The following is a 26,185-nucleotide window of genomic DNA, read 5'->3' on the forward strand; positions in this document are numbered from 1 at the left end:
GATAAAAAGGACGCTGACTTTAGCACAGCTTCTTCAGGGTTCTGGCAATCGGGCAAAGGCTGTTATTGTTAGGCACCTTTTTCAGCGTCAAATAGCCATCATCGAATCGGCCGATCAACCTCAGGATTGAATTTCACAGCATGCAACTTCGCGGCTTCAGCAGTACGTCCAATCGAATCTTCGATTTCATTAGCCTGTGGATACTTCCCGTCGGCTACTTCCTGCTCTTGTGCGCGCTGTTCTTTCTGCCGGGCCGCAGTCTCCATCACAAGCTGTTTTACGGACTTTTCAGCATTCCGACGCTGATTGCCCTGTGCCTGCGCCCGCGAGAACTCAAGGAAATGCTGCGCGAACCGATTTTTGTCGCGTTGCTGCTGTTTGCCGCTTGGGCCCTTCTCAGCCTTTGCTGGGGCCCGCAAGACGAGCCGATAAGTGGCATGTTCAAGCCTCCTCTCCATACCCTGATGCTGTTCGCCGGCTGTTTCCTTCTGGTTCGCTACCGCAGCGACATTCTTTCGCCTCTGCTGTTTGCTGCCGCGCTGGTGGCACTGGTCACCACCCTCTGTTTCCTGATTCCGTTCATCCTCCACTTCGAGCCGGGCGCGCGCCTGATCGGTGGCGGGGCGTTCGACAACCCGCTGCTGAGCTCGCACCTGTTCGGATTCTTCTGCGCCTACTGGCTGAGCCTGAGCATGACCTGCAAGGATGGCCGGATGTACTGGCTCAGCCTGCCGGCGATGCTGATCATGTTCATGGCAGTGATCGGAACCGGTTCCCGCACCCCATTGGTCGCGCTGACCATGGCGGCACTGTGGCTGGCCTTCATCTGCTGGAACCGTCGCTCGCTGGTGCTGTTGGGCGCACTGGCGATCAGCGGTGTGTCGGTGGTCACTCTGTTCTCGAAAATGATCATCGAACGCGGTGACTCTTATCGTTTTGAAATCTGGCAACTAGCCTTGCAGAAAATCGCCGAACACCCATGGATCGGCCATGGCTACAACGCTGCTCTGGCTATTGATCCGGGCGTTGGTTACAACTTCCAGGAACCGCATAGCTTTGCGCTGGGCGTACTGTATTACGTTGGCATCCTGGGCATGCTGCCATGGCTGTTTTTTCAGGCCTGGGGGCTGCTGAGCAGCTGGCGTCAGCGTGTGCAGCCGCTGCTGATCATTGCCTCGACCTGGCTGGTATTCGGTATCGGCGCCGGCCTGACCGAGGGTGGCGGCATCATTTCACGCCCCAAGGAGCACTGGTTCCTGCTCTGGATCCCCTTGGCGCTGATTGCGGCCTTGAGCATCAATCAACGCGCAAGACGTCTTTTGGCGATGCCGGTGCAGAAGCTGTCGGCTTCAGGTCTGCAACAGTTGAGTACCAGCGCTCAGGTCATTGAAGAGGACGGCTTGGGGCCGAAGGTCCTGCGCCTGACCGACGGCAGCTTTCTCAAGCTGTTTCGCCGCCGCCGCTGGTATACCTCCGGTAGCTTCAATCCTTATTCCGAACGGTTTGCCGTCAACAGCGAACAACTGCGCCAGATGGGCATTCCCACACCACAGGTGCTGAACCTCTATCGCCTCGACGACGGCAGCAGCGCCGTGCATTACTCGCCGCTTCCGGGGCATACCCTGCGTCAGGTCTTGCAAGGGATCACTGCCCCTGCCGTGCGTCATGCGCTGGTGGAAAGATTCGGCAAGTTCATGGCGAGCCTGCACGAGCAAGGCGTATATTTCCGCTCGCTACATCTGGGCAATGTGCTGGTGCTGGAGGATGGCGAGTTCGGGCTGATCGATCTGGCCGACCTGCGGATCTACCCTTCACCCCTCAGCCTGTCACTGCGCCAGCGTAATCTGCGCCACATGCAACGCTACACCGTCGACAAACGCTGGCTGTTCGAGGATCACCTCGAAGCGCTGCTCCAGGGGTACGCCGTAACGGCGTCGAAATCCGCCGTAGACAATCTGCACAGGCAAGTGCTGGCCGGCAACACGCCGGCTCGGGTTCATTGATGATTCAGACCAGTCCGTTCATTGCGCCGGCCGCCTATCTGCTGGCCACCGTCACCGCCGCGTTGCTGCTGCGGGCCGTGCCGAAAATCGCACGCCATCTGCAGCATTCGGGTGAAAGCCGCTATGCCAGCATCGATGGCCTGCGCGGCTATCTGGCATTCGGTGTATTCGTGCATCACTCGATCATTACCTGGATCTTTCTGCGCACGGGCGTGTTCGAATTTCCGCCGAGCAATTTCTACTCGATGCTGGGCCAGGGCAGCGTGGCCCTGTTCTTCATGATTACCGGTTTTCTGTTCTGGAGTCGTCTGTTGGCCCAGGGCCGTCAGCACGACTGGCTGGCCTTCGGTATTTCGCGAGTGTTCCGGTTATATCCGCTGTATCTGCCATTGATGCTGGCGGTGTTCGTCACCGTGTTCTACCTGCAGGACTGGCAACTGAAGGAGCCGGTGTCACAGCTGTTCAAACAGGGCCTGCTGTGGCTGACGTTCGATCGCCCCGACGTCAACCAGTACCCGCAAACCGGCATGCTGATCTCCAATGTCACCTGGACGCTGGCCTACGAAGTATTTTTCTATCTGGCACTGCCTCTGGCGGCGCTGGTGTTTGTCTATCGCGGCAACTGGCGACAAGTGGTGCTGTGTCTGATCGGCATCTACACGCTTTATCAACTGGTTGGCTGGGAGCACTCGCTCAAGAAACACTTCCTGGCCAGTTTCCTCGGCGGGATCGCGGCAGCGTACTGGATTCGTCGCCCGCAACTGGTGGCATGGAGCCGAACGACGCTGGCCAGTGTGATCGCGCTAGTGGCTCTGGTTATCGCCTTCACTGCCTTCAACCGGGCCTTCAAGACCGCGCCGCTGTTTCTGTTGTCGCTGTTTTTCGTGATCGTGGCCTCGGGCAACAACCTGTTCGGCGCGCTGAAACCCCGCAGCATCCGCTGGCTGGGAGAAATCAGTTACAGCACCTACCTGCTCCACGGGTTCGTGCTGTGGCTGATGGTTCAGCGATTACCGCTGCTGCTGCACCTCGATGCCCGGGAGAGCGGGGTCTATCTGCCATTGCTGGCGGCATGCACTTGTCTGTTGATTCTTATCAGCAGCGCGACATTCCTCTATATCGAACAGCCTGGCATGAGTGCCGGCAGAAAAGTCGTGCAGTGGATTCGCCAACGCCAGAAAGGCAACAAGCGCCTGGCGGAAAAAGTCGCTCGCTGAGCACGAGCGACGAGCGCCTCAGTCTTTTTCCAGCGGCGAAAACAGCAACCGCCCCAACCCGCGCCAGGTCTTCTTGTTCCACGCCTTGAATGGAATCTGCGCCAGCAGTTCACGCGCCAGCTTACGGTCGCGGTTGGCGGTTTTCAGGAACATCGAATTGAGCGACTTGTAGCGCACTTCGTCGTACAGCGGATGATCGCTGAACAACGCGTAAGTGCGCAGGATGTTTTCGATCATGAAGCGGTGGTTCTTGTAGGAGTTGGTGGCGTGCTTGCGATAGCGCGCCATCACCACGTTCAGACCGTCGATGAAGTACCCGGCGCGGGTCACTTTCAGCTCGATGTACAGATCCTCGAGACGAATCGTCGGGTCGAACCCGCCCACTTTGTCCAGCGCCTCACGACGGATCATCAGGGTCGGTGCCGGCGGATACGGTTTGCGCTCCAGAAACATGTCATCGAAATCCAGGCGACGGAACGGGACGTCCCGGCGCTGACGCTTTTCCGGGTAGAGATTGCCGTCGGCGTCCATCAACTCGATGTTACCGGCGCAAATGCCCACTTCCGGCTTGCCGTCCATGTAGGCAACCTGGGTGGCGATCCGGTCCGGGTACATGATGTCGTCGGAACCGAACGGCACGATCAGGCTGCCTTTGGCCCGCGCGATGGCGCCGTTGAGCGTATTGGTCAGGCCCTGGTTCTGCTGCACACGAAAATCGAAGCCGTGCTTTTCCTGCAGGGCCTTGATGCGCTCAACGCTGTCGTCCTTGGAACCGTCGTCGACCACCAGCAGCTCGATGCTCTGGTAGCTCTGGTTGATGACACTGAGGATGCTTTCCTCGATGTACGGCCCGTGGTTATAGGACGCGATAATGACGGTGACGAGGGGCTGGGCATCGCTCAGGGCACTTGTATCGCTCATGACTGTTCCTTGCGGGCCTGCTCAAGGCCGGAGTCGATCAGGTTCAGGTATTCTTGGCGGAAGACCTCGATATCGTGCTGTTCCTGCAAATAGCGGTAGGCCTGCTCGCCCTTGGCCTTGAGCTCGTCATCCGACAGCGCGAGGTAGGTGTCCAGCGCCGCCATCAGGCTCGGTACGTCCTTGGGGGTGATCGACAAGCCGCCGGCACCTTCAATCAGCGGCAGCATGGCTGGCACGTTCGAGGCGATCACCGGCAGATGCCCGCTCATGCCTTCCAGCAGGGCCAGGCCCAGGCCTTCGGCCAGCGACGGCATGGTCCAGATATCGAACGCACGCACGTATTGCAGGGCGTTTTCCTTGAAGCCCAACAGGTGCGCCCGACCTGCCAGTCCAAGCTGTTCGATCTCGGCGGCCAGCGGCGCCTGCAGGCGTCCGGCACCGATGATGGCCAGTTGAGTGTTCGGGTATTTGTCTTTGAGTTGGGCGAAAGCCTGCAACAGATAAGTGTGGCCCTTGACCGACACCAGCCGCCCCAGGGCACCGATCAGGCGCACGTTCGGGTCGATGCCCAGCAATTCGCGCGCGCGTTCGCGGCTGTGTTGCAAACCCTCGGCCTGTTCGATATCGATGGCGTTGGTGATCGCATACGTGTTCTGGTCAGTGAAACCGCAATCGCAGTCCAGCAGATACTGTTTGACCGCCGGCGACACGCCGACGAAGCGCCAATGCCGGTCGATCAGGCGCTGAGTCTGGCGACGACGGTAGAAGCGGTCATACTCGCCGAAACCATGAGAAATACCGATGCACAACGGCACTTTCAACCAGCGGTTGAGCGTCAGCATCATATTCACCGGTTTGAAGCGGTTGCAGATCACCACGTCGAACTTTTCCCGGCGGCAGAACTTGTACAACTGCCACATCGCCCGCAAGCGCATGCCCTTGAGGGACTTGTCGGAAAACTCGAAATACACCGAACGGTCAGCCCGGCTGACGGCTTCGCCCGGCCCTGGTTTGCCGCGCAGGAAGGCTGCGGTCACTTCGTAACGATCGGTCGGCAGCGCCTTGACGATCTGTTCAGCGAGGTCGGCGAAATCATGGGATTTGACGTTGTAGTCGGGCTGCAGCTGCAGCACCTTTGCGCGTTGACTCATATCTCTCCCCGGTGCGATCCCGTCGCGCCTGTTTCGCTCTGCTTCAGTACCCAGAACAACTCCTGGCGTCTGACCGCTTTGCGGAAAAATTCATTCTCGCCGTAGACCGACGGCATCCGACCGGCAAGCAGTCGCTGCAACAGCCGGCGCAGGCGGCGCTTGAGCGGGGCCGGTGGTTGCAGGTCATGCATCATGCCCAGCGCCATGGCCTTGTCCCGTTGCAATTCGATCGACAGCGGCAGGCACAGCGGCTGCATCGCCACGCCTGCGTCGAACGTCGGCGGCAAGGCAATGCCCTGCCCGCTGTCGCCCATCGGCCAGCGGTCATTGTCGTGCAAGTGATTGGCGTAACCGAGCAGGGTCGGTTGGTAATCGAGACCGCGCAAGGCTTCCAGTACCGCCTCTTGGGCGCAGATATGGTCGGGATGCGGATCCAGCGTCGGATGCGGCAACACGATCACATCCGGGCGCGCGCGAGCCAGCACGTCATGCAGATCGGCCAGCAGGTTGTTCCAGGTCGGCGCGCCATCGGCATCGCCGGGCAAGGCAAACGGATTCAACTGACGGAACAGGCGTGTGTCACTCAGATCGGCTTCCCGCGAGCCAATCGGTTGATTGGGCGCAGCCTGCATCGCCGCCAGTTGCAGGCAGAAATAACCGAGCTGCACGCAATGTTCCTGCGGCACGCCGGCCCAGCGCGGTACGGCGAGGCTGTCCCAGGCACGCAAGCGACCCTTGAGCCGCGCCGCCTCGACCTTGTTCAGGCCCATCTGTTGATAATGTTCGGCTTCGATCTCGCCGGCGGTAAGTGTCACGATCCAGGCGTCCTTGGCCTGGCTGTACAGACCGTAGGCGGCCAGTTCGGCATCGTCGGCGTGCGGCGCAATGACCATCACCCGCTGCTGGCGGAAATCCGGTTGCTCCAGCGCCCACAGCACCGGCTCGCCGGACACCTGGCAAAAGCGCCCGCGCAGACGCAACTGGCCTTGTGACAGGGCCTGCGCCTGGCCGCTGAGGTTCAGATACCGCAGACCATTGACGCCACGTTCGAACGTCTGCGCATCGGGATGGGTGCCACCGGCCAACTCGACCCGGGGATCGAAGAAGCGTCCCAGAAAGCTGCTTTTGACCTTCACGGCGAGGATCAGCGTGGCGTCGTCCACCAGCATCACGCCCTCGTCGAGACGCAGCTGTTCACCATTCAAATGCACTTTTGGCTGCGGGGTAAACGGCGGAAAGCTGTATTGGTAATCGTCTTTCGGCGAATAGAACAGGTGATCGGCGAACCACGCTTCGTGAGCGATCCAGCCAATCACAGCCAGCACCAGCGGCAACCACCAGGCCACCAGTACGCCGAGGGCGATCAACACGATCAGTGCGATCAACAGGCCGATTCGTTTGTTACGCCGGTGACGCTTGAGCAATTGCTGTTTGCGGCTCATGGGCTGACTCATACGGTGAAGACCGGCACAGGATTGCACCAGCGATCCTTGTATTCACGGTCGGCGCGACCGAAGGAAAAGCGCAACGGCTTGTCTAGCGCCCGCGCATGTTCCCAGGCACTTTGCGTATTAAGGAAACTCAGGACGCTGCCAGGGCTGAATTCGCGGGTTTCAGGGTCGACGCCGCCGTTGATGTATTCGACGCTGATCCATTCCGGGGCTTCAACGCGATACACCAGTTGAATGGCAATCGGCGCGTCGTTGAGGAAGATCACCGAGCCGATCAACAATTCGCGCAGCAATTCGATGACTTCGGCCATGCGTGCCGCGCCAGTGGCCGGAAAACCCCAGCGACGCTGAAACAAGTCGCAGTAGATTGCTGCCAGTTCCGCACTCGAGAAGTCGCTGACCGGCCGCACCACACCGCCCGCCTCTTCCAGCAGGCGCAGTTCACGGCGCTGGTTGTAGCGAAACTTCTTCGACAGTTCTTCGGGGGTACGGGCCATGGCCAATTGTTCGGTCTGCAACTTGAGGCCGCTGAAGCGGTTTTCGTTGAGCGCCGACAGGTAGCGTCCGCGATGGCGCAGCGGGGCCTGGGCATCGACGGCGGCCGGCAGAATCAGCTCGGCGTTGCCGAGGTCGAACAAGCCTTTCTTGCCGTTGCGCTTGAGCACGTCCTTGGACAAGGCCAGGTCGCGGCCCCAGGTCGGGATCGCGGCTTTGACGTCGCCCTGCTGCTCCCAGGCCAGATAACGCACCGGGATGCCGGCCAGATCCGCCAGACGCTCGACCACCATGGGATGAGTCGCGACGCTGCCGCCGAAACGCTGCCAGGCCTGTGCATAAGTTGAGGCGTCAACGGGCGACCAGCCACGTTCGCGCCAGCCTTGAAATCGGTTGAGCATCAGCCCCTCGGTGCCAGATCGGTAACTTGTGGCAAATGCCAGAAAGTGTCGCGTACAGCTCGGTCGGAGAAGCGCTCGCGCAGACGATCGACCATCATTTCGGCGCATTGACGACGCTGCTGCTCGTCCATGCCGGCCAGATGTTTCAGACCCTGGGCCAGATGCTCGGCGTCACCCAGCGGGAACAGAATGCCCACGCCTTCGACCACTTCCTTCGCCCCGCCACACGCCGTGGCCAGCAACGGCACGCCGGCGGCCATGGCCTCCAGCAGCACCATGCCAAACGGTTCGTGGTCGGAGCTCAAGGCAAACACATCGAATGCGCGGAAATAATTGCGCGCGTCCGGCACCTGGCCGAGGAACAACACGCGATCACCGATGCCCAGTTCACGGGCCAGTTCCTTGAGGTCTTGTTCCAGACGCCCTTTGCCGAGAATCACCAGTTGGCTGTTGGCCGGCAGACCGGGCAATGCCGCAGCAAAACCGTGCAGCAGCGTGGCCTGATCCTTGTCCGGGTGCAGACGACCGACGTTGCCGACAATGAACGCATCCGCTGACAGACCGAGGGTTTCGCGGGCTTCACGGGCCGACACCTGACTCATCTGCAACGCCGAGACATCGATGCGGTTGTAGAGGGTCTGGATGCGCGCCGCCGGCCATTTCGGCAGGCAACGGCGCATGTCGTCGCGCACTGCATCGGACACGCCGAGCAGGCTCAAACGCTTGCGGAAAATATGCGCGAAGAGTTTGCGCGAACCACGTTGGTAATCGCCAAACGCGTGGTGCACGCCAATCACCGGCAGCGAAGTGCCGAGCAAGGCGATGTAGATCGGCTTGAAGCGATGGGCGATACAGAAACTGAAATTGCGTGAAGCGGCGATCTTGCGCAGATCGCCGATGGCACCCAGCTTCAGGCCACGAATGGCCTTGGAGCTGTATTCCATAAACAACACTTCATCGGAGGCGCAGGCTGCGGCCACCTCGCTATCGGCCGCCCCGGTCAGAAAGACCGTGGTGACCCGATAACCGGTGCCCGCAAACAGGCTGGCGTATTGCCGTGCGCAGTCGAGGAACGGCCCGTCATAGCCGTGACAGAACTGCAGCACATGGCGTTCAGCCGAGCGTGTCATAAGCGTTTGCGCCTTCTTTGACCACCAGGATGTCTTCCATGATCAGGTACTGCAGATCCGAGCCGAAGAACATGTTCAGGGCGTCGGTCGGCGAGCAGATCATTGGTTCACCACGGCGGTTGAGCGAGGTGTTCAGGGACACGCCGTTGCCGGTCAGCACTTCCAGCGCCTTCATCATGTCGTAGTAGCGCGGGTTGTATTCGCGCTTGAGCACCTGGGCCCGGGAAGTACCGTCTTCGTGGACGACTTCCGGCACGCGGGTCTTCCACTCTTCAGCCACTTCGAAGGTGAAGGTCATGAACGGCGCCGGGTGATCGATCTTGATCATCTGTGGCGCAACGGTGTCGAGCATCGACGGGCAGAAAGGCCTCCAGCGCTCGCGGAACTTGATCTGGTGGTTGATGCGGTCAGCCACGCCAGCCACGCTCGGGCAACCGATGATCGAACGACCGCCCAGTGCACGCGGACCGAACTCCATGCGACCCTGGAACCAGGCCACCGGGTTGCCATCGACCATGATCTTGGCGATCTGCTCTGGCATGTTGTCGAGCTTGCGCCAGGTCGGTTTGTTCTCGTGACGGGCGCACGCGGCGATCACGTCTTCGTTGCTATACGACGGGCCGAGGTAGACGTGTTCCATCTTCTCGACCGGCACGCCACGGGCATTGGACACATAGGCCGCTGCGCCGACTGCGGTGCCGGCATCGCCGGACGCAGGCTGTACGAACAGTTCCTTGACGTCGTCGCGGGCAATGATTTTCTGGTTGAGCTTGACGTTCAACGCACAGCCACCGGCGTAGGCCAGTTTGCCGGTTTCCTTGAGCACATCGCCCAGGTAGTAGTCGATCATCTGCAGCGCGATTTTTTCGAACAGCGCCTGAATGCTGGCGGCGTAGTGGATGTACGGCTCGTCGGCGATGTCGCCTTCGCGCTTCGGACCCAGCCACTCGATCAGCTTCGGCGAGAAGTAGTAACCCTTGCCCTTCTCTTTATAGCGACGCAGGCCGATCACGTTGGCGTAGTCGGTGTTGATCACCAGCTCGCCATTCTCGAACGAAGCCAGACGCGAGAAATCGTATTTGCTGGCGTCGCCGTACGGCGCCATGCCCATGACCTTGAACTCACCGTCCAGCATGTCGAAACCGAGGAACTCGGTGATCGCGCCGTACAGGCCGCCGAGGGAGTCCGGATCGAAGAACTCCTTGATCTTGTGGATCTTGCCGTTTTCGCCATAACCGAAGAAGGTCGTGGCGTACTCGCCCTTGCCGTCGATGCCGAGGATCGCGGTTTTCTCTTTGAAACCCGAGCAGTGATAGGCGCTGGAAGCGTGGGCCAGGTGGTGTTCAACCGGCTCGATCTTGATTTTCTTCGGATCGAAGCCCAGTTGCTCCAGGCACCAGACGATCTTGTTGCGATAGCGCTTGTAGCGACGGTTGCCCATCAGGATCGCGTCGAGTGCGCGGTCCGGGGCGTACCAGTAACGCTTGGCGTACTGCCAGCGGGCCTTGCCGAATATGCTGATCGGGGCGAACGGAATCGCGACCACGTCAACGTCGGACGGCTTGATGCCTGCCTGCTCCAGGCAGAACTTCGCCGATTCGTAGGGCATGCGGTTCTTTGCATGTTTATCGCGTACGAAGCGCTCTTCCTCAGCCGCCGCGACCAGCTTGCCGTCGATGTACAAGGCTGCTGAAGGATCATGGCTAAGGGCGCCGGACAGGCCAAGAATCGTCAATGCCACAGGGGTCTAGCCTCTTTAGTCTGCATTCAGGCGCGATGCGCCTTGAAAAATGATGTGCCCTCGCACCGGGCGAGAGACAGCTAAAGGGCGGGATTATAGCGTAAACGTGGCGGGAATGACCCTGTGCGAATTGCCCCATGTCGTTCAACCCACAGAACCCTTGCCCATGGGCCTATCCACGACCTGGCCGCCAATAAACACTGATATTCCCGTCCACCGCCTGACGATAGATCGTATACGGCAGGCAAGCCGTGTCGAACACGCCGGACAGGGTCAGGTCGAGCAGGACCACCGGTACCAGAATGCCGGTAGGATCGGGCGGCGCGTGCAGCAGGCAGAAATCATGGGCGAGCCCGCTGTAGATGCGCGGAATCGACTGGCAGTAGGTCTTCTGTTTGCGCAGGCCGCGCGTGGCGCCTTCGTCGTCCTGCAACACCGTGACGGCGGTGCCGCAACCGGTCAGTGCCAGGGAAAATGCGCCGATGGCGATAGCGTTTTTGATGGTCAAGATTTGCCCTCCGGGAACGTCGGGGCAAACTAGCATCGGGGCTTTGCAGGGGGCAGTTCATGGGTTCCGGGAAGGCCGTAGGACAAGTCACAAGGATTTGTCGCCACATGCCTTACCCGAATTCAACTGCAGAAACGTCTTACGCGCTGGCGAAAATAATCACGCAGTGCCCGCTACATCCTTGGGCAAACGCTGATCAATCACCTGATACAGCGCACTGCTCTCAGGCCAATTACGCATGAACCGCGCACGGTCCCGGGCATAGGCCGGAGCGAAGCTGCCCACCGAGCCGTGCTGGCACATCGAGTCCAGATCGATCAGCGCCCAGCGGTCGTCCTGCCAGAACAGGTTGTGGCCCTTGAAGTCGCCATGGCTGATGCGTTCGGCGATCAACCGTGCAAACAACTGATCCAGCGCCTGCAACTCGCTTTCCGGCGCCGCGCCGCTTTCGACGTAAGGCGCAAAGCGCTCGATGATGTCCGGCCCGGCCAGGTGTTCGGTGATCAGATAGGCCTTGCTGCGCAGCCAGAAAAACCGGGTTTCCAGCACCGCCAGCGGCTTGGGCGTGGCGATACCGAGGAACGCCAGGCGATTGCCTTCGCGCCAGGAATGCCAGGCGCGGCTTGGACGCCAGAAGCGCTTGAGCCAATGGGCAAAATTCTTGATGTTGTAACGCTTGATCACCAGAGGACGCCCGGCAACCTCGACCTTGCCGACACTCGCCGCGCCGCCGGTCTTGTACAGATGGCCCTGATCGAGCAAGGCATCGGCCTGTTCCAGCACCGGCAACATCGCGGGCTCTTCCTCGCGGCGAATCGACCGCAGACCGAACGCGCCGCGCTTGACGCTGAACAGCGTGCATTCACGACCGACCTTGATCAGGTAATCCTTCAAGCGCCAGGCGCGCACCTTGTCGATCTGCTTTTGCAGGGCTTCCAGCGGCAGCGCGTGTTCGCTGTTGCTCAGCAGGTAATACACCAGCAACTCTTCGGTGAACGGTTCGAGCGATTTGGGCAACTGGGCGAAGAACACCCCGAGGTTTTCCAGCACTTTCTGCCGGGACAATGGCTGGCCGGCGTTTTCGGCGCAGATACCCGCGCCATCGATCAGATACAACTGACCGCCGTGGCGCAGCAGGTTGTCCAGGTGCAGGTCTTCTTGCCACAAGCCTTTGCCATGTAACTGACCAATGGCGCCGAGCGCTTCCGCCAATACCGCCGACTGCTCGTCGGCCAGCACCGGCAAGGATTCGACCTTGCTCCAGGCATCGCCGAGGCTTTCGGCGCCTTCCAGGAATTCGAACAGCAGCCAGCCGCCCTCGCCGTCCTTCAATCCATCAGCCAGCAGCAACGGCGTGGTCATGCCCTGGGCGGCGAGCAGTTTCACGCCCTCCAGTTCACGCTGAAAATGCCGCGCAGCCTTGTTGCCGACCAGCAATTTGGCCAGCACCGGACGCCCGCGCCACACACCGGCACCGACGTAACGCTGCCCCGGCAAAACCCGCAGCAGACTGAGCAATTGCAGATCGGCAGCGCCCGCCGCGTCGGCCAGCGAAACGGTCAGCGGCAGGCTCGGCGTGCGCCCGGCATTTTTCAGGTCGGACAGTTGCATCAGCGGGTCTCCTTGCGACTGCGCCGCGCGGTCAGCCGCGTGACCCAGCTGTCGACCAGCGAACTGTCCGTCGGCTGATCGAGGTAAGCCGCCAGCAGCTCACGCAATTGCGCATCGCTCCACTCCGGCGCACGACGCAGCAGCGGCTCCAGATCCTTGACCCGGTCACGCATACCGAACAGCAACGGGCGGGTCTTTTCCAGATCAATCAACTGCGCCTGATAGCCATCGCCCTCGGCGCGCAAGAATATGTGTTTTGGATAGAAGCAGCCGTGCACCTGGCGCATGCCGTGGAGATGGCGCGCCAACAGGCCGCACGACTTGAGAATCGCCGATTGCTGCGCGGCATCGAGGTCCGACCAGCGCTGCAACAGCGAGTCGAGATCGTCCCAGCCGTCCAGCGCCCGGGTCAGCAGGAGCGCACGGACTTCGCCGTTGACCTTGCGCTCACCGAAGAACGCCGCCTGCAACGCCGGAATGCCGAGCTTGGTGTAACGACTGATGTTGCGAAATTCCCGGGCGAACGTCGGCTCGCCGAACGGCGCGTGCAGGGTGCGGGTCAGGTAATTGCACTGGCGCTTGAGGTAATAGCCATGCCCTTCCAGCTCCAGACGAAACACGCTGCTCCAGCCGCCGCCATCGGTGTTGGGCTCATCCACGGCGTCGAGCTGCTTGGACCACAGCGCATCGAACGTGCCGAGACCGTGGCGCTCCAGCAGCGCACGATCTTCAGAGGCCAGAAAATCAGTCATTCGCGTCCCTCGAAAAATCTCACCACGTGGCGAATCCGTTGCTTGTCGGCGGCATTCAGCCGATCACGTCCACGGTATTGCAGGTAGAAACGCAGGCGCTGGGTGTTCGACAGGTGATACTTGGCCACCTTGTCGAGACAGGCCAGATCCTTGGTGATCCGGTACTTGAGCCAGAAGCCGCGCCAGAAATCGCCGTTCGGGCAGTCGATCAGATACAACTGCGCCTGATCGTCGATCAGCAGATTGCGCCACTTCAGATCGTTATGGGTAAAGCGGTGGTCGTGCATGACACGCGTGTAACCGGCCAGTTGCCGGCTGACGCCGTCGACCCAGGCGCGATCCTTGAGTTTGGGATCATTGCGTTCGGCCAATGCCGACAGGTCTTCGGTGCGCGGCAGCTCACGGGTGATCATCGCCCCGCGATCGTAGGCCATGCCGTTGCGCTCCAGGCCCCACGCCACCACTTCGGCGGTGGGAATGCCCCACTTGGCGAAGCGCTTGAGGTTCTGCCATTCCATCTTCACCCGGGGTTTGCCCAGATAACGCCGCAAGCCTTTGCCGGCGCCGACGTAGCGCTTGACGTAATAGTTGACGCCGTTGAGCTGCACGCGAATGACTTCGGACAATGGATCGCGAGTCAAGCGCTCGCCCTGAAGGGCAAATACCGCTTCGAGGCTACCGAAATGCTGCGCAAGTTCACTGTACTCAGGCTCCAGATTCCAACCCGCCATCAGAGCGCATCCCCATAACGTTGCTTGCGCGCGTAGAGCTTGTTGGCCTTGCCTTCGAGCCAGTTCAGCAACGGCGCTTCTTCGGCCAGGATCTGGCGCAGCGGTTGCTGGAAGTAACCTTTGAGGAAGCGCAGCTTGTCGCGGCGGGTCAGGCCGATATCCAGTGCGGAAAAGTACAGCGCCGCCAGATCCTTGTTGCGCCAGCGCCGGGTGATCGCCGGACGGGTCTGGGCCCGGTGCAGGTCGATCACCGAGAGTTTGAAATCTTCGGGAGTGACCGGTTTGTCGGTGTGCAGCAGAAAATGGCAGATGTAGCAGTCGCGGTGATTGACCCCGGCGCGATGCATCATGCCGGTCATGCGCGCGACTTCGGCAATCAGCGCCCGCTTGAGTTTCGGCTGCGGCGGTTGCTTGACCCAGTCGATGCTGAAGTCTTCGAGACTGATGGTCGGCGCCAGCTCTTCAGTAACGATGAACGAATGCTGATCCGCCGGGTTGCTGCCCTTCTCGCCGTACGCGACGGCGGTCATGGTCGGCACGCCGACTTCCTGCAAACGCTGGATGGCTTTCCATTCCTGACCCGCGCCGAGCACCGGCAGTTTGGCAGTCAGCAGGTTCTTGAAGATTTCGCCCCAACCGATACCGCGGTGGATCTTGACGAAAAAGCCATTGCCGTCGACTTCCGTGCGCAACGTCCGGCGGGCTTCCAGCTCGCGGTACACCTCGCCCTGCAAGCCTTCGACTTCCACGAACGCATCGCGGCCAGCCCACAGGCTCTTGAACGGTTCAGCCAGCATCAACTTCATTTAAGCGTGCTCCGCCAGAATCACATCGGCCGCATGCTGCGGCATGCTGTAGAGGTCGGCCGTCTCGGCGAAGGCCAGACCGTTGCGGCTCCAGGCCGCCCGTGCAGCGTCGTCGTTCAACATGTCAGTCAGGTATTGCGTCAGTTGCGCCTGATCGAACGGTTCGTCCAGCACTCGCCCGGCGTCGGCCTCGGCGATGTAATGGGCATAACCGCAGACCGCGCTGACCAGCACCGGCAACCCGGCGACCAGCGCTTCAAGCAGCACCGTACCGGTGTTTTCGTTGTACGCCGGGTGGATCAACAGATCGGCGCCGAGCAGGAAACGCGGGATATCGCTACGCCCCTTGAGGAACGTGACGTTGTCGCCCAGGCCCAGCGTCGCACTCTGCATCTGGAACAATTTGGGGTCATCCTGGCCGATTACAAACAGCCGGGTGCGTTTCTTCAGCTCGGCAGGCAATGCGGCCAGCGCTTTCAGGCTGCGATCAACGCCCTTGGTCTTGAACCCGGAACCGATCTGCACCAGCAGCAGTTCGTCGTCCTTCAGATTGAATTCGGCGCGGAAACCGGCGCGAATCTGGTCGGCATCCGCAGGGCGGCGACGGTCCTGGGCAATGCCCGGCGGCAACAGGTGGAAGCGCTCGAGCGGCGTGTCGTAATGCTTGATGAACAGCGGCTGCTGCACTTCGGAAATCATCAACACTTCAGTCTTCGCATCTTTGGCGAACACCGCGCGCTCGTACTCGGCGAAGTGGCGGTAGCGGCCCCAGCGGCGATACAGGGAATTGCGCAGGTTCTGCGCCTTGTCTTCGAAGCAGCCGTCGGCGGCATAGTAGACGTCCAGCCCCGGCATCTTGTTGAAACCGATCAGGCGGTCCACAGGGCGCTTGGCCAGGTCCGCTTCCATCCACGCGCTGAGCTTTTCGTTGCGGCGGTGATTGAAGAACGCCTTGACCGGCGCCACCAGTACTTCGAAACCGGGTGGCACGTCGCCTTCCCAGATCAGAGTGTAGACGCGGATCTGGTGTCCGCGCTTCTGGCATTCGAGGGCGATGCGCATGAAATCGCGCTGCAAGCCGCCGAACGGGAAATATTTGTACAGGACAAAAGCCAATTGCATCAGCGCAGCTCCTCAGCCATCAACAACGTGCTCAGTCGGCTGGCAACACGCTCGGGATTCAGACGCGTGAAGCACAGAGGCCACTCGCGTTTCAGGTCAAACTGACGGGCATCCTGCGCGGTCGGTTGATACGTACATTTCTTTTGCAGGCACGGCGCGCACGGGAAATCGCTGCCGAGGTGAATCTGCAGCTTGCCGTAGGCGCCGGTCAGGCCCGGATTGGTCGGGCCGAACAGGGAAATCGTCGGCACGTCCAGTGCCGCAGCCAGATGGCCGAGACCGGTGTCCACCGCGACGCAGGCCTGGGCGCCGGCCAGCACCTTGCCGACCCCGGCCAGGTTCAGTTTCGGCAGCACTTCGGCGTGTTTGAAACCGGCGGCGATGCGCTCGGCCCGGGCCTTCTCCAGCGGGTTGCCCCACGGCAGCTTGATCCCGACGCCGAGGTAGCCGACCCGTTCGGTCAGCTCGCGCCAGTAGGCTTCCGGCCAGTGCTTGGTGTCCCAGGTGGTGCCGTGGAGGAACACCACGTAGACATTCTTGCGCGGCAGCTCGACCAGACGCTCGACATTGAGGCCGTAATCGCCCAGGCCCTTGGGCAAGTCGTAACCCAGGGCGATGGCGAACAACTGGCGCACGCGCTCGACGGCATGCTGCCCACGGGCGACCGCAAGTTTGCGGTCATAAAAGCGCGCCGCGATCGGCTCGCGGGCCGAGCCCTTGTCCAGACCGGCCACCGGGGCTTTGACGTAGCGGGTCAGCCAGGCGCTTTTCAGCAGGCCCTGCGCGTCGATCACCAGGTCATATTTGTTCGCCCGAACGGATTGCTTGAAGCGCTTCCATTCGCCGCTGGTGATGGTTTTCCAGATGTTTTTGCGCCAGCGGCGGATCGCTACCGGAATCACTTTGCCTACGGCCGGGTGCCAGGTCGGAATCTCGGCGAAGCCTTCTTCCACCACCCAGTCGAACTTGATCCCGGGAATCGCCCGGGCGGCATCGGTCAGCGCCGGCAACGCATGAATCACGTCACCCAGCGATGAAGTCTTGATCAGCAATACCCGCAAGTTAATGAACCTCGACCACAGAGCCCTGCAAACGCTGCAAGGCATCGTTGACCGCGTCCGGCATCAGCTGGCGCAGGCAGTTGTAATGGCCGAAACGGCAAGTGCGGTCGAAGCAAGGGCTGCAATCGAGGCCCAGACGGACGATTTCCACGTGTTCGGCCAGCGGCGGGGTAAAACCCGGCGAAGTCGAACCGTAGACAGCCACCAACGGGCGATTCAGCGCAGCGGCCACGTGCATCAGACCGGAGTCGTTGGAGACGACCGAATCGGCGCAAGACATCAGGTCGATGGCCTCGGCCAGCGAGGTGCCGCCGCTGAGGTTCACGGACTCTTCGCGCAGGCCCGGAATCAGCCGCGCGCGAATGTCTTCACCCACCGCATGATCGTTCTTCGAACCGAACAGCCAGACCTGCCAGCCTTCGCGGATGCGCGCCTCGGCGACCTTGGCGTAATGCTCGGACGGCCAGCGTTTGGCTTCACCGAATTCGGCGCCGGGGCACAGTACCAGCACCGGGCGGTCGAGGGTCAGGCCGAATTTGGCCAATGCGGCCTCACGGGTCACCGGATCGATCTGCAGGCTCGGGCGCGGATAAGGTTTCGGCAACTCGGCGTTCGGCTCATAGGCCAGCGCCATGAAACGCTCGATCATCAGCGGATAACGTTCTTTATCCAGCGTGCGCACGTCATTGAGCAGGCCATAGCGGAATTCTCCGCGCCAGCCAGTGCGTTTCGGGATGCCGGCGAAGAACGGCACCAGCGCCGACTTCAACGAGTTCGGCAGCAGGATCGCCTGGTCGTACTCGCCGGCCAGGGATTTGCCGATCCGCCGACGGGTCGCCAGCTCCAGCGCGCCGTGGCCGAGCGGGAAGCTCAAGGCCTTGCGCACTTCGGGCATGCGTTCAAGGATCGGCCGGCTCCACTCGGGGGCCAGCACGTCGATTTCGCACTGCGGGTGGCGCTGCTTGAGACACTGAAACAGTGTCTGCGCCATCACCATGTCACCGACCCAACTGGGCCCAACGATCAGAATATTCATGTGGTTTCCATAAACGAACCGGGGAGGCTTTACGCCTCCCCGTCTCGAGAATCAGCTTAGCCCCAGCTCACGCCAGATCCGCATCACCTGCCGCCGTTCGTCCGCGAACTGATCGCCCGGTATCACCCCGGCGTCCTTCTGCAAGGCCTGCCGGTGGGCGGCGGAACGATAGGCCTTGTAGGCCTCGCGCAACAGGCTGGCGTCTTCGGCAGGCATCAGCCCTTCGTGCTCCAGCTCTTCCAGAATGCGGATATTGTCCGTCCAGCGCAGCAACGGCGGGTGGGTCTGCGACCACGCCAGGGCCGCGTATTGCACCATAAATTCAATATCGACGATACCTCCGGCGTCCTGCTTGAGGTCGAACGGCGCCGTGGCCTCGAAGGCATTCGCCCCGGTACCGGCGGCTGTGCTCTTGCTGCCGAGGTTGTCACGCATCTTGGCGCGCATCTCGCTCACTTCCTGTTGCAGTTTCGTCAGATCCCGCGCCTTGCCCAGCACCTGGGCCCGAACGTTCTCGAAGGCCTGGCCGACATCCTTGCTGCCCACCAGCACCCGCGCCCGCACCAGGGCCTGATGCTCCCAGGTCCAGGCTTCATTTTCCTGATAGCGCGCGAACGCGCCGAGCGAACTGACCAGCAGCCCGGACGCCCCGGAAGGACGCAAGCGCATGTCCACTTCGTACAGCTGACCGGAGTTGGTCTGCGCCGTCAGCAAGTGAATGATCCGCTGGCCGAGCCGGGTGAAAAACTGCGTGCCATCGATGGGTTTCGGGCCGTCGGTTTCGGCCTGCTGGTCGCCATCGTGGATGAACACCAGATCCAGATCCGAACCATGCCCCAACTCGATCCCGCCGACTTTCCCATAACCGACAATGATGAAGCCGGGATCGCACAGCGTGCCATCGGTGCGCAGCGGCGTGCCGTACTTGGCCACGGTCTGGCGCCAGGCCAGGGCCAGCACTTGCTCCAGAATCGCTTCGGCCAGCCAGGTCAGGTAATCGCTGACTTTCATCAACGGCAGGCTGCCGGCGATTTCCGAGGCGGCGACGCGCAAGCGGTGCGCCAGCTTGAAATGACGCAGCGCTTCCATCTGTTGTTCGAGGTCGTCTTCCGGGATCCGGGTCAGGCGCTCACGCAACTCGGCGGCCAGTTCCGGCGCCAGCGGAGGTTTGAACAGGCGACCTTCGTTGAGCAGCTCATCGAGCAACAGCGGGAAGCGGGTGATCTGCTCGGCGATCCACGGGCTCGCGGCACATAGCGTCAGCAAGCGACGCAGCGCGCCGGGGTTTTCCGTCAGCAAGACTAAATAAGCCGAGCGCCGGGCCACCGCTTCGACCAACGGTAGAACGCGCTCAAGCACCAGATCGGGATTTTCATGCTCCACCGCCTGGGCGAGCAGGCGCGGAATAAAGGCATCGAGACGTTCGCGCCCCAGACGCTGCATCGCCCGCAACTGCGGGCTGGCACGCAGGCTCGCCAATGCCTTCAAGGCCTTGGTCGCGTCGGCGAAACCGCCCTCCTCCAACTGGCGACAGGCCGCTTCCTCGTCCTGAGCCTCTTCCCACAGCGGCAGCCATTCTCCGCCGACCACCACTTCACTCTCGACGCCTTCGTCCTCATCGGGATCGGCGATCACTTGCGCAAAGTGCCAGGCCACCCGGCCGCGCCAGAACATCAGCTTCTCGTGGAACGCCTCCCAGTCGGCAAAACCGAGCATGAACGCGATACGCGCCTGATCCTGAGCGCTGTCCGGCAGCATCTGGGTCTGGCGGTCGGCGATCGCCTGGATCGCGTGTTCGGTGTAACGCAGGAATTCGTAACCTTCGCGCAGTTCGCTGATCACCGCCGGCGGCAGATAGCCCTGCCCTTCAAGCGTGCTCAACACCTTTAATAGAGGGCGCTGTTGCAGACTCAGGTCGCGGCCACCGTGAATCAGTTGAAAGGCCTGAGCGATGAACTCGACTTCACGGATACCGCCGGAGCCAAGCTTGATGTTGTCGGCCATGCCCTTACGCCGCACTTCCTGCTGGATCAGCTGCTTCATGGTGCGCAGCGCTTCGATCGCCGAGAAGTCCAGATAGCGCCGGTAAACGAACGGCCGCAGCATTTCCTGCAACTGCTCGCCCGCCACCTGATCGCCAGCCACCACCCGCGACTTGATCATCGCGTAGCGTTCCCAGTCGCGGCCCTGATCCTGGTAATACTGCTCCAGCGCATTGAAGCTCAGCACCAGCGCGCCGGACGAGCCGTAAGGACGCAGGCGCATGTCGACGCGGAACACGAAACCGTCGACGGTGATCGGGTCGAGGGCCTTGATCAGGCGCTGGCCGAGGCGGATGAAGAATTCCTGGTTATCCAGCGGGCGCTTCACGCCGACGGTTTCGCCGCCCTCGGGGTAGGCGAAGATCAGGTCGATGTCCGAGGACAGGTTCAGCTCGACCGCGCCGAGCTTGCCCATGCCGAGGATGACCATCTGCTGTGGTTCGCCGCTGCGTCGGCCGGTCGGTGTGCCGAACTGGTCGCAATGGCGGCGGTACAACCATTGATAAGCCTGATCGATGCTGGCGTCGGCCATGTCCGAGAGATCGCGACAGGTCTGTACCAGATCGGCCTGGCGGTTGAGGTCGCGCCAGATGATCCGCACCTGATGCCGGGTGCGCTGACGACGCAGGGCCCGGCCGAGTTCATCTTCGGTCTGGGCGAGGCTGACGGCGGCGGCGATCTGCGCGCACAACTCACCTTTGGCGAACGACCGGTCGAGCTCGCCGGACTGCACCAGCGACAACAACATCAAAGGGTCACGAACGCTCTGTTCAATAACGAAATCGCTGGCGGCGCTGACGCGGGCGAACTGCGCCCAGCGTTCCGGCGTCCAGGACGAGAAGCCGTGATCGTCTTCCAGTTGTGCAACGGCCGCACGGAACGACTGCTCCGATCGGCTGACCAACGGCAGGAGAATGGCGGGCAGTTCGGCAAGCGCGGGCAGGGTCATGGTCTATCCTTGATCGGCGTGCAAATGGCCGCTTGTAGTGATGATTGAAAAACCGCTACGCGAAGGACTGTCGAACAAAAGTGAGAAATAGCTGAAATTTCTTTTTCTTTGGCAGCCAGCATCAAACTTTCACCTTTTTCGGATGGCTAAAGACCAACCTTAACGATTATTCTCACAACGCAGTCGGAGGCCACAAGCCTTTCATCTGTAGTTTTACTACTCGTCTATACATTCGAAAGGCTGAAATGCCGGATGATTTGTAGTAAAACTACACGCCGCCGGAACAACCTGTCGGCAATCCAAGAATTTTAAATCGTCTGCCCACAAGGCCAGTCGCAAACTCAGGCAACCGATTCTGGAAGCCTTTCCGCCCTGGAGCAAGCCATGCAAGACCTCGATCCCGTCGAAACCCAGGAATGGCTGGACGCCCTGGAATCGGTTCTCGACAAAGAAGGCGAAGACCGTGCTCACTATCTGATGACCCGTATGGGTGAACTGGCGACCCGCAGCGGTTCGCAGCTCCCTTACGCCATCACCACGCCTTACCGCAACACGATCCCCGTTACCCACGAAGCACGCATGCCTGGCGACCTGTTCATGGAACGCCGCATTCGCTCGCTGGTACGCTGGAACGCGATGGCCATGGTAATGCGTACGAACCTGAAAGATTCTGACCTGGGTGGTCACATCTCCAGCTTCGCTTCCAGTGCGACCCTGTACGACATCGGCTTCAACTACTTCTTCCAGGCCCCGACCGACGAACACGGCGGCGACCTGATCTACTTCCAGGGCCACACCTCGCCAGGCGTTTACGCCCGTGCGTTCATGGAAGGCCGCATCACCGAAGACCAGATGAACAACTTCCGTCAGGAAGTCGACGGTCAGGGCCTGTCGTCCTATCCGCACCCTTGGCTGATGCCTGACTTCTGGCAGTTCCCGACCGTTTCGATGGGTCTGGGCCCGATCCAGGCGATCTACCAGGCTCGCTTCATGAAGTACCTGGAACACCGTGGCTTCATCCAGCCGGGCAAACAGAAAGTCTGGTGCTTCCTGGGCGACGGCGAGTGCGACGAGCCGGAATCCCTGGGCGCCATCTCCCTGGCCGGCCGCGAGAAGCTGGACAACCTGATCTTCGTCATCAACTGCAACCTGCAGCGCCTCGACGGCCCGGTTCGCGGCAACGGCAAGATTATCCAGGAACTCGAAGGCGTGTTCCGTGGTGCTCAGTGGAACGTGACCAAAGTCATCTGGGGCCGCTTCTGGGACCCACTGCTGGCCAAGGACGTCGACGGCATCCTGCAACGCCGCATGGACGAAGTCATCGACGGCGAGTACCAGAACTACAAAGCCAAAGACGGCGCATTCGTGCGTGAACACTTCTTCAACACGCCTGAACTCAAGGCGATGGTTGCTGATCTGTCCGACGACGAGATCTGGAAACTCAACCGTGGCGGCCACGACCCGTACAAGGTCTACGCGGCGTACCACGAAGCGGTCAACCACAAAGAACAACCGACCGTCATCCTGGCCAAGACCATCAAGGGTTACGGTACCGGTGCGGGCGAAGCGAAGAACACCGCGCACAACACCAAGAAAGTCGACGTCGACAGCCTGAAGCTGTTCCGCGACCGTTTCGACATTCCGGTGAAAGACGAAGAGCTGGAAAACCTGCCGTTCTTCAAGCCAGAGCCAAACAGCGCCGAAGCCCGTTACCTGGCCGAGCGTCGCGCCGCACTGGGCGGTTTCGTGCCTCAGCGCCGCGCACAGAGCTTCAGCGTACCGACCCCGGACCTGGACACCCTCAAGGCAATCCTCGACGGTTCCGGCGACCGTGAAATTTCCACCACCATGGCGTTCGTGCGAATCCTCGCGCAACTGGTCAAGGACAAGGAAATCGGCCCGCGCATCGTTCCGATCATCCCGGACGAAGCCCGTACCTTCGGTATGGAAGGCATGTTCCGTCAGCTGGGCATCTACTCGTCCGTCGGCCAGCTCTACGAGCCAGTCGATAAAGACCAGGTGATGTTCTACAAGGAAGACCAGAAAGGTCAGATCCTTGAAGAAGGCATCAACGAAGCAGGCGCCATGAGCTCCTTCATCGCCGCCGGTACTTCGTACTCCAGCCACAACCAGCCAATGCTGCCGTTCTACATCTTCTACTCGATGTTCGGCTTCCAGCGTATCGGCGACTTGGCCTGGGCTGCCGGTGACAGCCGTACCCGTGGCTTCCTGATCGGCGGCACCGCCGGCCGTACCACCCTGAACGGTGAAGGCCTGCAGCACGAAGACGGTCACAGTCACCTGCTGGCTGCCACCATCCCGAACTGCCGCACCTACGATCCGACCTACGGCTACGAGCTGGCGGTGATCATTCAGGACGGCATGAAGAAGATGACCGAAGAGCAACAGGACATCTTCTATTACATCACCGTGATGAACGAGTCCTACCAGCAGCCAGCCATGCCGGCCGGTGCCGAAGAAGGCATCAAGAAAGGCATGTACCTGCTGGAAGAAGACACCCGCGATGCGGCGCACCACGTACAGCTGATGGGCTCCGGCACCATCCTGCGTGAAGTCCGTGAAGCGGCGAAGATCCTGCGTGAAGAGTTCAACATCGGCGCCGATGTGTGGAGCGTCACCAGCTTCAACGAACTGCGTCGCGACGGCCTGGCCGTAGAGCGCAGCAACCGTCTGAAACCTGGCCAGAAGCCTAAGCGCAGCTACGTCGAAGAGTGCCTGAGCGGCCGTAAAGGTCCGGTCATCGCCTCCACCGACTACATGAAACTGTTCGCCGAGCAGATCCGTCAGTGGGTACCGTCCAAGGAATTCAAAGTCCTGGGCACCGACGGTTTCGGCCGCAGCGACAGCCGCAAGAAACTGCGTCATTTCTTCGAAGTCGACCGTCATTTCGTGGTGTTGGCAGCCCTGGAAGCACTGGCTGACCGTGGTGATATCGAACCTAAAGTCGTGGCCGAGGCCATTACCAAGTTCGGCATCGACCCGGAAAAACGCAACCCACTGGACTGCTGAGGAGAAACTCTGTGAGCGAACTCATTCGCGTACCTGACATCGGCAGCGGTGAAGGTGAAGTAATCGAACTGTTTGTGAAGGTCGGCGACCGTATCGAAGCCGACCAGAGCATCCTGACTCTGGAATCGGACAAGGCCAGCATGGAAGTGCCGGCCCCGAAGGCCGGCGTCATCAAGAGCCTGAAAGTGAAGTTGGGCGATCGCCTGAAAGAAGGCGACGAACTGCTGGAACTGGAAGTCGAGGGCGCCGCTCAAGCGGCCCCTGCTCCGGCTGCTGCTCCTGCCGCCAAGGTCGAAGCTGCACCGGCTGCCGCTCCTGCACCGGCTGCACCAGCCGCAGCTCCGGCTGCCGCTTCGGTTCAGCAAGTTCACGTGCCGGACATCGGTTCGTCGGGCAAGGCCCAGATCATCGAGATCCAGGTCAAGGTCGGCGACACTGTCGAGGCTGATCAGTCGCTGATCACCCTGGAATCCGACAAGGCGAGCATGGAAATCCCGTCGCCTGCCGCTGGCGTGGTCAAGGCCATCAGCGTCAAGTTGAACGACGAAGTCGGCACTGGCGACCTGATCCTGGATCTGGAAGTGGCGGGTGCTGCGGCCCCTGCAGCTGCCGCTCCGGCCCAGGCTGCTGCTCCAGCCGCTGCCGCTGCACCAGCACCGGCCGCCGCGCCAGCTGCACCGGTTGCCGACAGCGTTCAGGACATCCACGTTCCGGACATCGGTTCGGCCGGCAAGGCCAAGATCATCGAAGTACTGGTCAAGGCTGGCGACAGCGTTGAAGCCGACCAGTCGCTGATCACTCTGGAATCCGACAAGGCGAGCATGGAAATCCCGTCGCCTGCCGCTGGCGTGGTGGAAAGCGTTTCCATCAAGCTGGACGACGAAGTCGGCACTGGCGACCTGATCCTCAAGCTGAAAGTCAAAGGCGCCGCTCCGGCTGCTGCCCCGGCTCCAGCTGCCGCCGCTGCTCCAAGTGCTCCGGCGCCGGCCGCTGCTGCTCCGGCCGCCGCTGCACCTGCTGCTGCCGCTCCGGTTGCCGCTCCAGCCAAGCCGGGCGCCAAAGTTCACGCCGGCCCTGCCGTGCGTCAACTGGCTCGCGAGTTCGGCGTCGAGCTGAGCGCTGTCGGCGCCAGCGGTCCGCACGGTCGCATCCTGAAAGAAGACGTGCAGACCTACGTCAAAGCCATGATGCAGAAGGCCAAGGAAGCACCGGCCGCTGCCGCTGGCGCAACCGGTGGCGCGGGCATCCCGCCGATTCCGGTCGTCGACTTCAGCCGTTTCGGCGAAATCGAAGAAGTACCGATGACCCGCCTGATGCAGGTCGGCGCTGCCAACCTGCACCGCAGCTGGCTGAACGTGCCGCACGTAACGCAATTCGACTCGGCGGATATCACCGAGCTGGAAGCGTTCCGCACCGCACAGAAAGCCGTCGCAGAGAAGGCCGGCGTCAAGCTGACCATCCTGCCGCTGCTGCTCAAGTCCTGCGCACACCTGCTCAAGGAACTGCCGGACTTCAACAGCTCGCTGGCTCCAAGCGGCAAGGCGATCATCCGCAAGAAATACGTGAACATCGGCTTCGCCGTCGACACCCCGGATGGCCTTCTGGTACCGGTCATCAAGAACGTCGACCAGAAGAGCCTGCTGCAACTGGCCGCCGAGGCCGCTTCCCTGGCTGAAAAAGCCCGGACCAAGAAGCTCTCGTCGGACGAGATGCAAGGCGCCTGCTTCACCATTTCCAGCCTCGGCCACATTGGCGGCACCGGCTTCACGCCGATCGTCAACGCGCCGGAAGTGGCGATCCTCGGTGTTTCCAAGGCAACCATCCAGCCAGTCTGGGACGGCAAAGCCTTCCAGCCGAAACTGATGCTGCCACTGTCGCTGTCCTACGATCACCGTGTGATCAACGGCGCCGCTGCTGCACGCTTCACCAAGCGTCTGAGCGACCTGCTGGCGGACATCCGCACCATCCTGCTGTAAAGCGCTCGGCCCTCCGGCAACGGAGGGCCGACCGCGTTCCACGTTTTCGAG

Annotated in this window: 19 protein-coding genes; 4 read left to right on the top strand and 15 right to left on the bottom strand. The window is 61.2% G+C overall.

The window, feature by feature from the left end; translation table 11 throughout:
• The first annotated feature begins 140 nt into the window (after positions 1–140).
• Positions 141–2,003, top strand: coding sequence for a bifunctional O-antigen ligase/aminoglycoside phosphotransferase family protein (locus tag CAF63_RS13025; protein WP_085685290.1), 1,863 nt, complete (start codon positions 141–143; stop codon positions 2,001–2,003).
• On the top strand, positions 2,003–3,220 hold the full coding sequence (locus tag CAF63_RS13030; protein ID WP_085685293.1) for an acyltransferase: 1,218 nt from the start codon (positions 2,003–2,005) through the stop codon (positions 3,218–3,220). The genes CAF63_RS13025 and CAF63_RS13030 overlap by 1 nt, the downstream gene beginning before the upstream one ends.
• Before the next feature lie 18 nt (positions 3,221–3,238).
• On the opposite strand, the gene CAF63_RS13035 is transcribed toward CAF63_RS13030, so the two are convergent.
• The 15 genes from CAF63_RS13035 to glnE form a co-directional block, all read right to left on the bottom strand.
• Positions 3,239–4,123: a glycosyltransferase gene (locus CAF63_RS13035; protein ID WP_085685446.1), complete on the bottom strand. Its 885-nt coding sequence runs from the start codon at positions 4,121–4,123 to the stop codon at positions 3,239–3,241.
• Between the two features lie 14 nt (positions 4,124–4,137).
• Positions 4,138–5,292 (bottom strand): glycosyltransferase, encoded by a 1,155-nt coding sequence (locus CAF63_RS13040; RefSeq protein ID WP_085685296.1) that lies wholly within the window; start codon positions 5,290–5,292, stop codon positions 4,138–4,140.
• A complete protein-coding gene (locus tag CAF63_RS13045; RefSeq protein WP_085685449.1) occupies positions 5,289–6,734 on the bottom strand; it encodes a PIG-L family deacetylase in 1,446 nt (481 codons plus the stop codon). The genes CAF63_RS13040 and CAF63_RS13045 overlap by 4 nt, the downstream gene beginning before the upstream one ends.
• 8 nt (positions 6,735–6,742) lie before the next feature.
• Positions 6,743–7,639 (bottom strand): antimicrobial resistance protein Mig-14, encoded by an 897-nt coding sequence (locus tag CAF63_RS13050; protein ID WP_085685299.1) that lies wholly within the window; start codon positions 7,637–7,639, stop codon positions 6,743–6,745.
• Positions 7,639–8,769, bottom strand: a complete 1,131-nt coding sequence (locus CAF63_RS13055; RefSeq protein WP_085685302.1) for a glycosyltransferase — start codon at positions 8,767–8,769, stop codon at positions 7,639–7,641. The genes CAF63_RS13050 and CAF63_RS13055 overlap by 1 nt, the downstream gene beginning before the upstream one ends.
• Positions 8,753–10,510 (bottom strand): carbamoyltransferase, encoded by a 1,758-nt coding sequence (locus tag CAF63_RS13060; protein ID WP_007952261.1) that lies wholly within the window; start codon positions 10,508–10,510, stop codon positions 8,753–8,755. Before CAF63_RS13060 ends, CAF63_RS13055 begins: the two co-directional genes overlap by 17 nt.
• 172 nt (positions 10,511–10,682) lie before the next feature.
• Entirely contained in the window at positions 10,683–11,018 is a 336-nt protein-coding gene (locus CAF63_RS13065; protein ID WP_085685305.1) for a YceK/YidQ family lipoprotein, read from the bottom strand.
• A 159-nt stretch (positions 11,019–11,177) separates the two neighbouring features.
• Positions 11,178–12,629, bottom strand: coding sequence for a lipopolysaccharide kinase InaA family protein (locus CAF63_RS13070; protein ID WP_085685308.1), 1,452 nt, complete (start codon positions 12,627–12,629; stop codon positions 11,178–11,180).
• Positions 12,629–13,381: a lipopolysaccharide kinase InaA family protein gene (locus tag CAF63_RS13075; RefSeq protein WP_085685312.1), complete on the bottom strand. Its 753-nt coding sequence runs from the start codon at positions 13,379–13,381 to the stop codon at positions 12,629–12,631. Before CAF63_RS13075 ends, CAF63_RS13070 begins: the two co-directional genes overlap by 1 nt.
• Complete coding sequence (locus CAF63_RS13080) at positions 13,378–14,112, bottom strand: lipopolysaccharide kinase InaA family protein (protein ID WP_085685315.1); 735 nt, start codon at positions 14,110–14,112, stop codon at positions 13,378–13,380. The genes CAF63_RS13075 and CAF63_RS13080 overlap by 4 nt, the downstream gene beginning before the upstream one ends.
• On the bottom strand, positions 14,112–14,918 hold the full coding sequence (rfaP, locus tag CAF63_RS13085; protein ID WP_085685318.1) for a lipopolysaccharide core heptose(I) kinase RfaP: 807 nt from the start codon (positions 14,916–14,918) through the stop codon (positions 14,112–14,114). The genes CAF63_RS13080 and rfaP overlap by 1 nt, the downstream gene beginning before the upstream one ends.
• On the bottom strand, positions 14,919–16,040 hold the full coding sequence (locus CAF63_RS13090) for a glycosyltransferase family 4 protein (RefSeq protein ID WP_085685321.1): 1,122 nt from the start codon (positions 16,038–16,040) through the stop codon (positions 14,919–14,921).
• On the bottom strand, positions 16,040–17,101 hold the full coding sequence (gene waaC / locus CAF63_RS13095) for a lipopolysaccharide heptosyltransferase I (protein ID WP_085685324.1): 1,062 nt from the start codon (positions 17,099–17,101) through the stop codon (positions 16,040–16,042). The genes CAF63_RS13090 and waaC overlap by 1 nt, the downstream gene beginning before the upstream one ends.
• 1 nt (position 17,102) lies before the next feature.
• Positions 17,103–18,137: a lipopolysaccharide heptosyltransferase II gene (gene waaF / locus CAF63_RS13100; protein ID WP_085685327.1), complete on the bottom strand. Its 1,035-nt coding sequence runs from the start codon at positions 18,135–18,137 to the stop codon at positions 17,103–17,105.
• A gap of 51 nt (positions 18,138–18,188) precedes the next feature.
• Entirely contained in the window at positions 18,189–21,128 is a 2,940-nt protein-coding gene (gene glnE, locus CAF63_RS13105) for a bifunctional [glutamate--ammonia ligase]-adenylyl-L-tyrosine phosphorylase/[glutamate--ammonia-ligase] adenylyltransferase (protein ID WP_085685330.1), read from the bottom strand.
• A 384-nt stretch (positions 21,129–21,512) separates the two neighbouring features.
• Here glnE and aceE point away from each other — a divergent pair, with 384 nt between their 5' ends.
• Both aceE and aceF read left to right on the top strand, forming a co-directional pair.
• A complete protein-coding gene (gene aceE / locus CAF63_RS13110; protein ID WP_011332129.1) occupies positions 21,513–24,158 on the top strand; it encodes a pyruvate dehydrogenase (acetyl-transferring), homodimeric type in 2,646 nt (881 codons plus the stop codon).
• Positions 24,159–24,169: 11 nt separating this feature from the next.
• On the top strand, positions 24,170–26,134 hold the full coding sequence (gene aceF, locus CAF63_RS13115) for a dihydrolipoyllysine-residue acetyltransferase (protein WP_085685333.1): 1,965 nt from the start codon (positions 24,170–24,172) through the stop codon (positions 26,132–26,134).
• Positions 26,135–26,185 lie beyond the last annotated feature (51 nt).

It is taken from the genome of Pseudomonas sp. B20(2017) (genome assembly GCF_002113125.1).
GTDB lineage: Bacteria > Pseudomonadota > Gammaproteobacteria > Pseudomonadales > Pseudomonadaceae > Aquipseudomonas.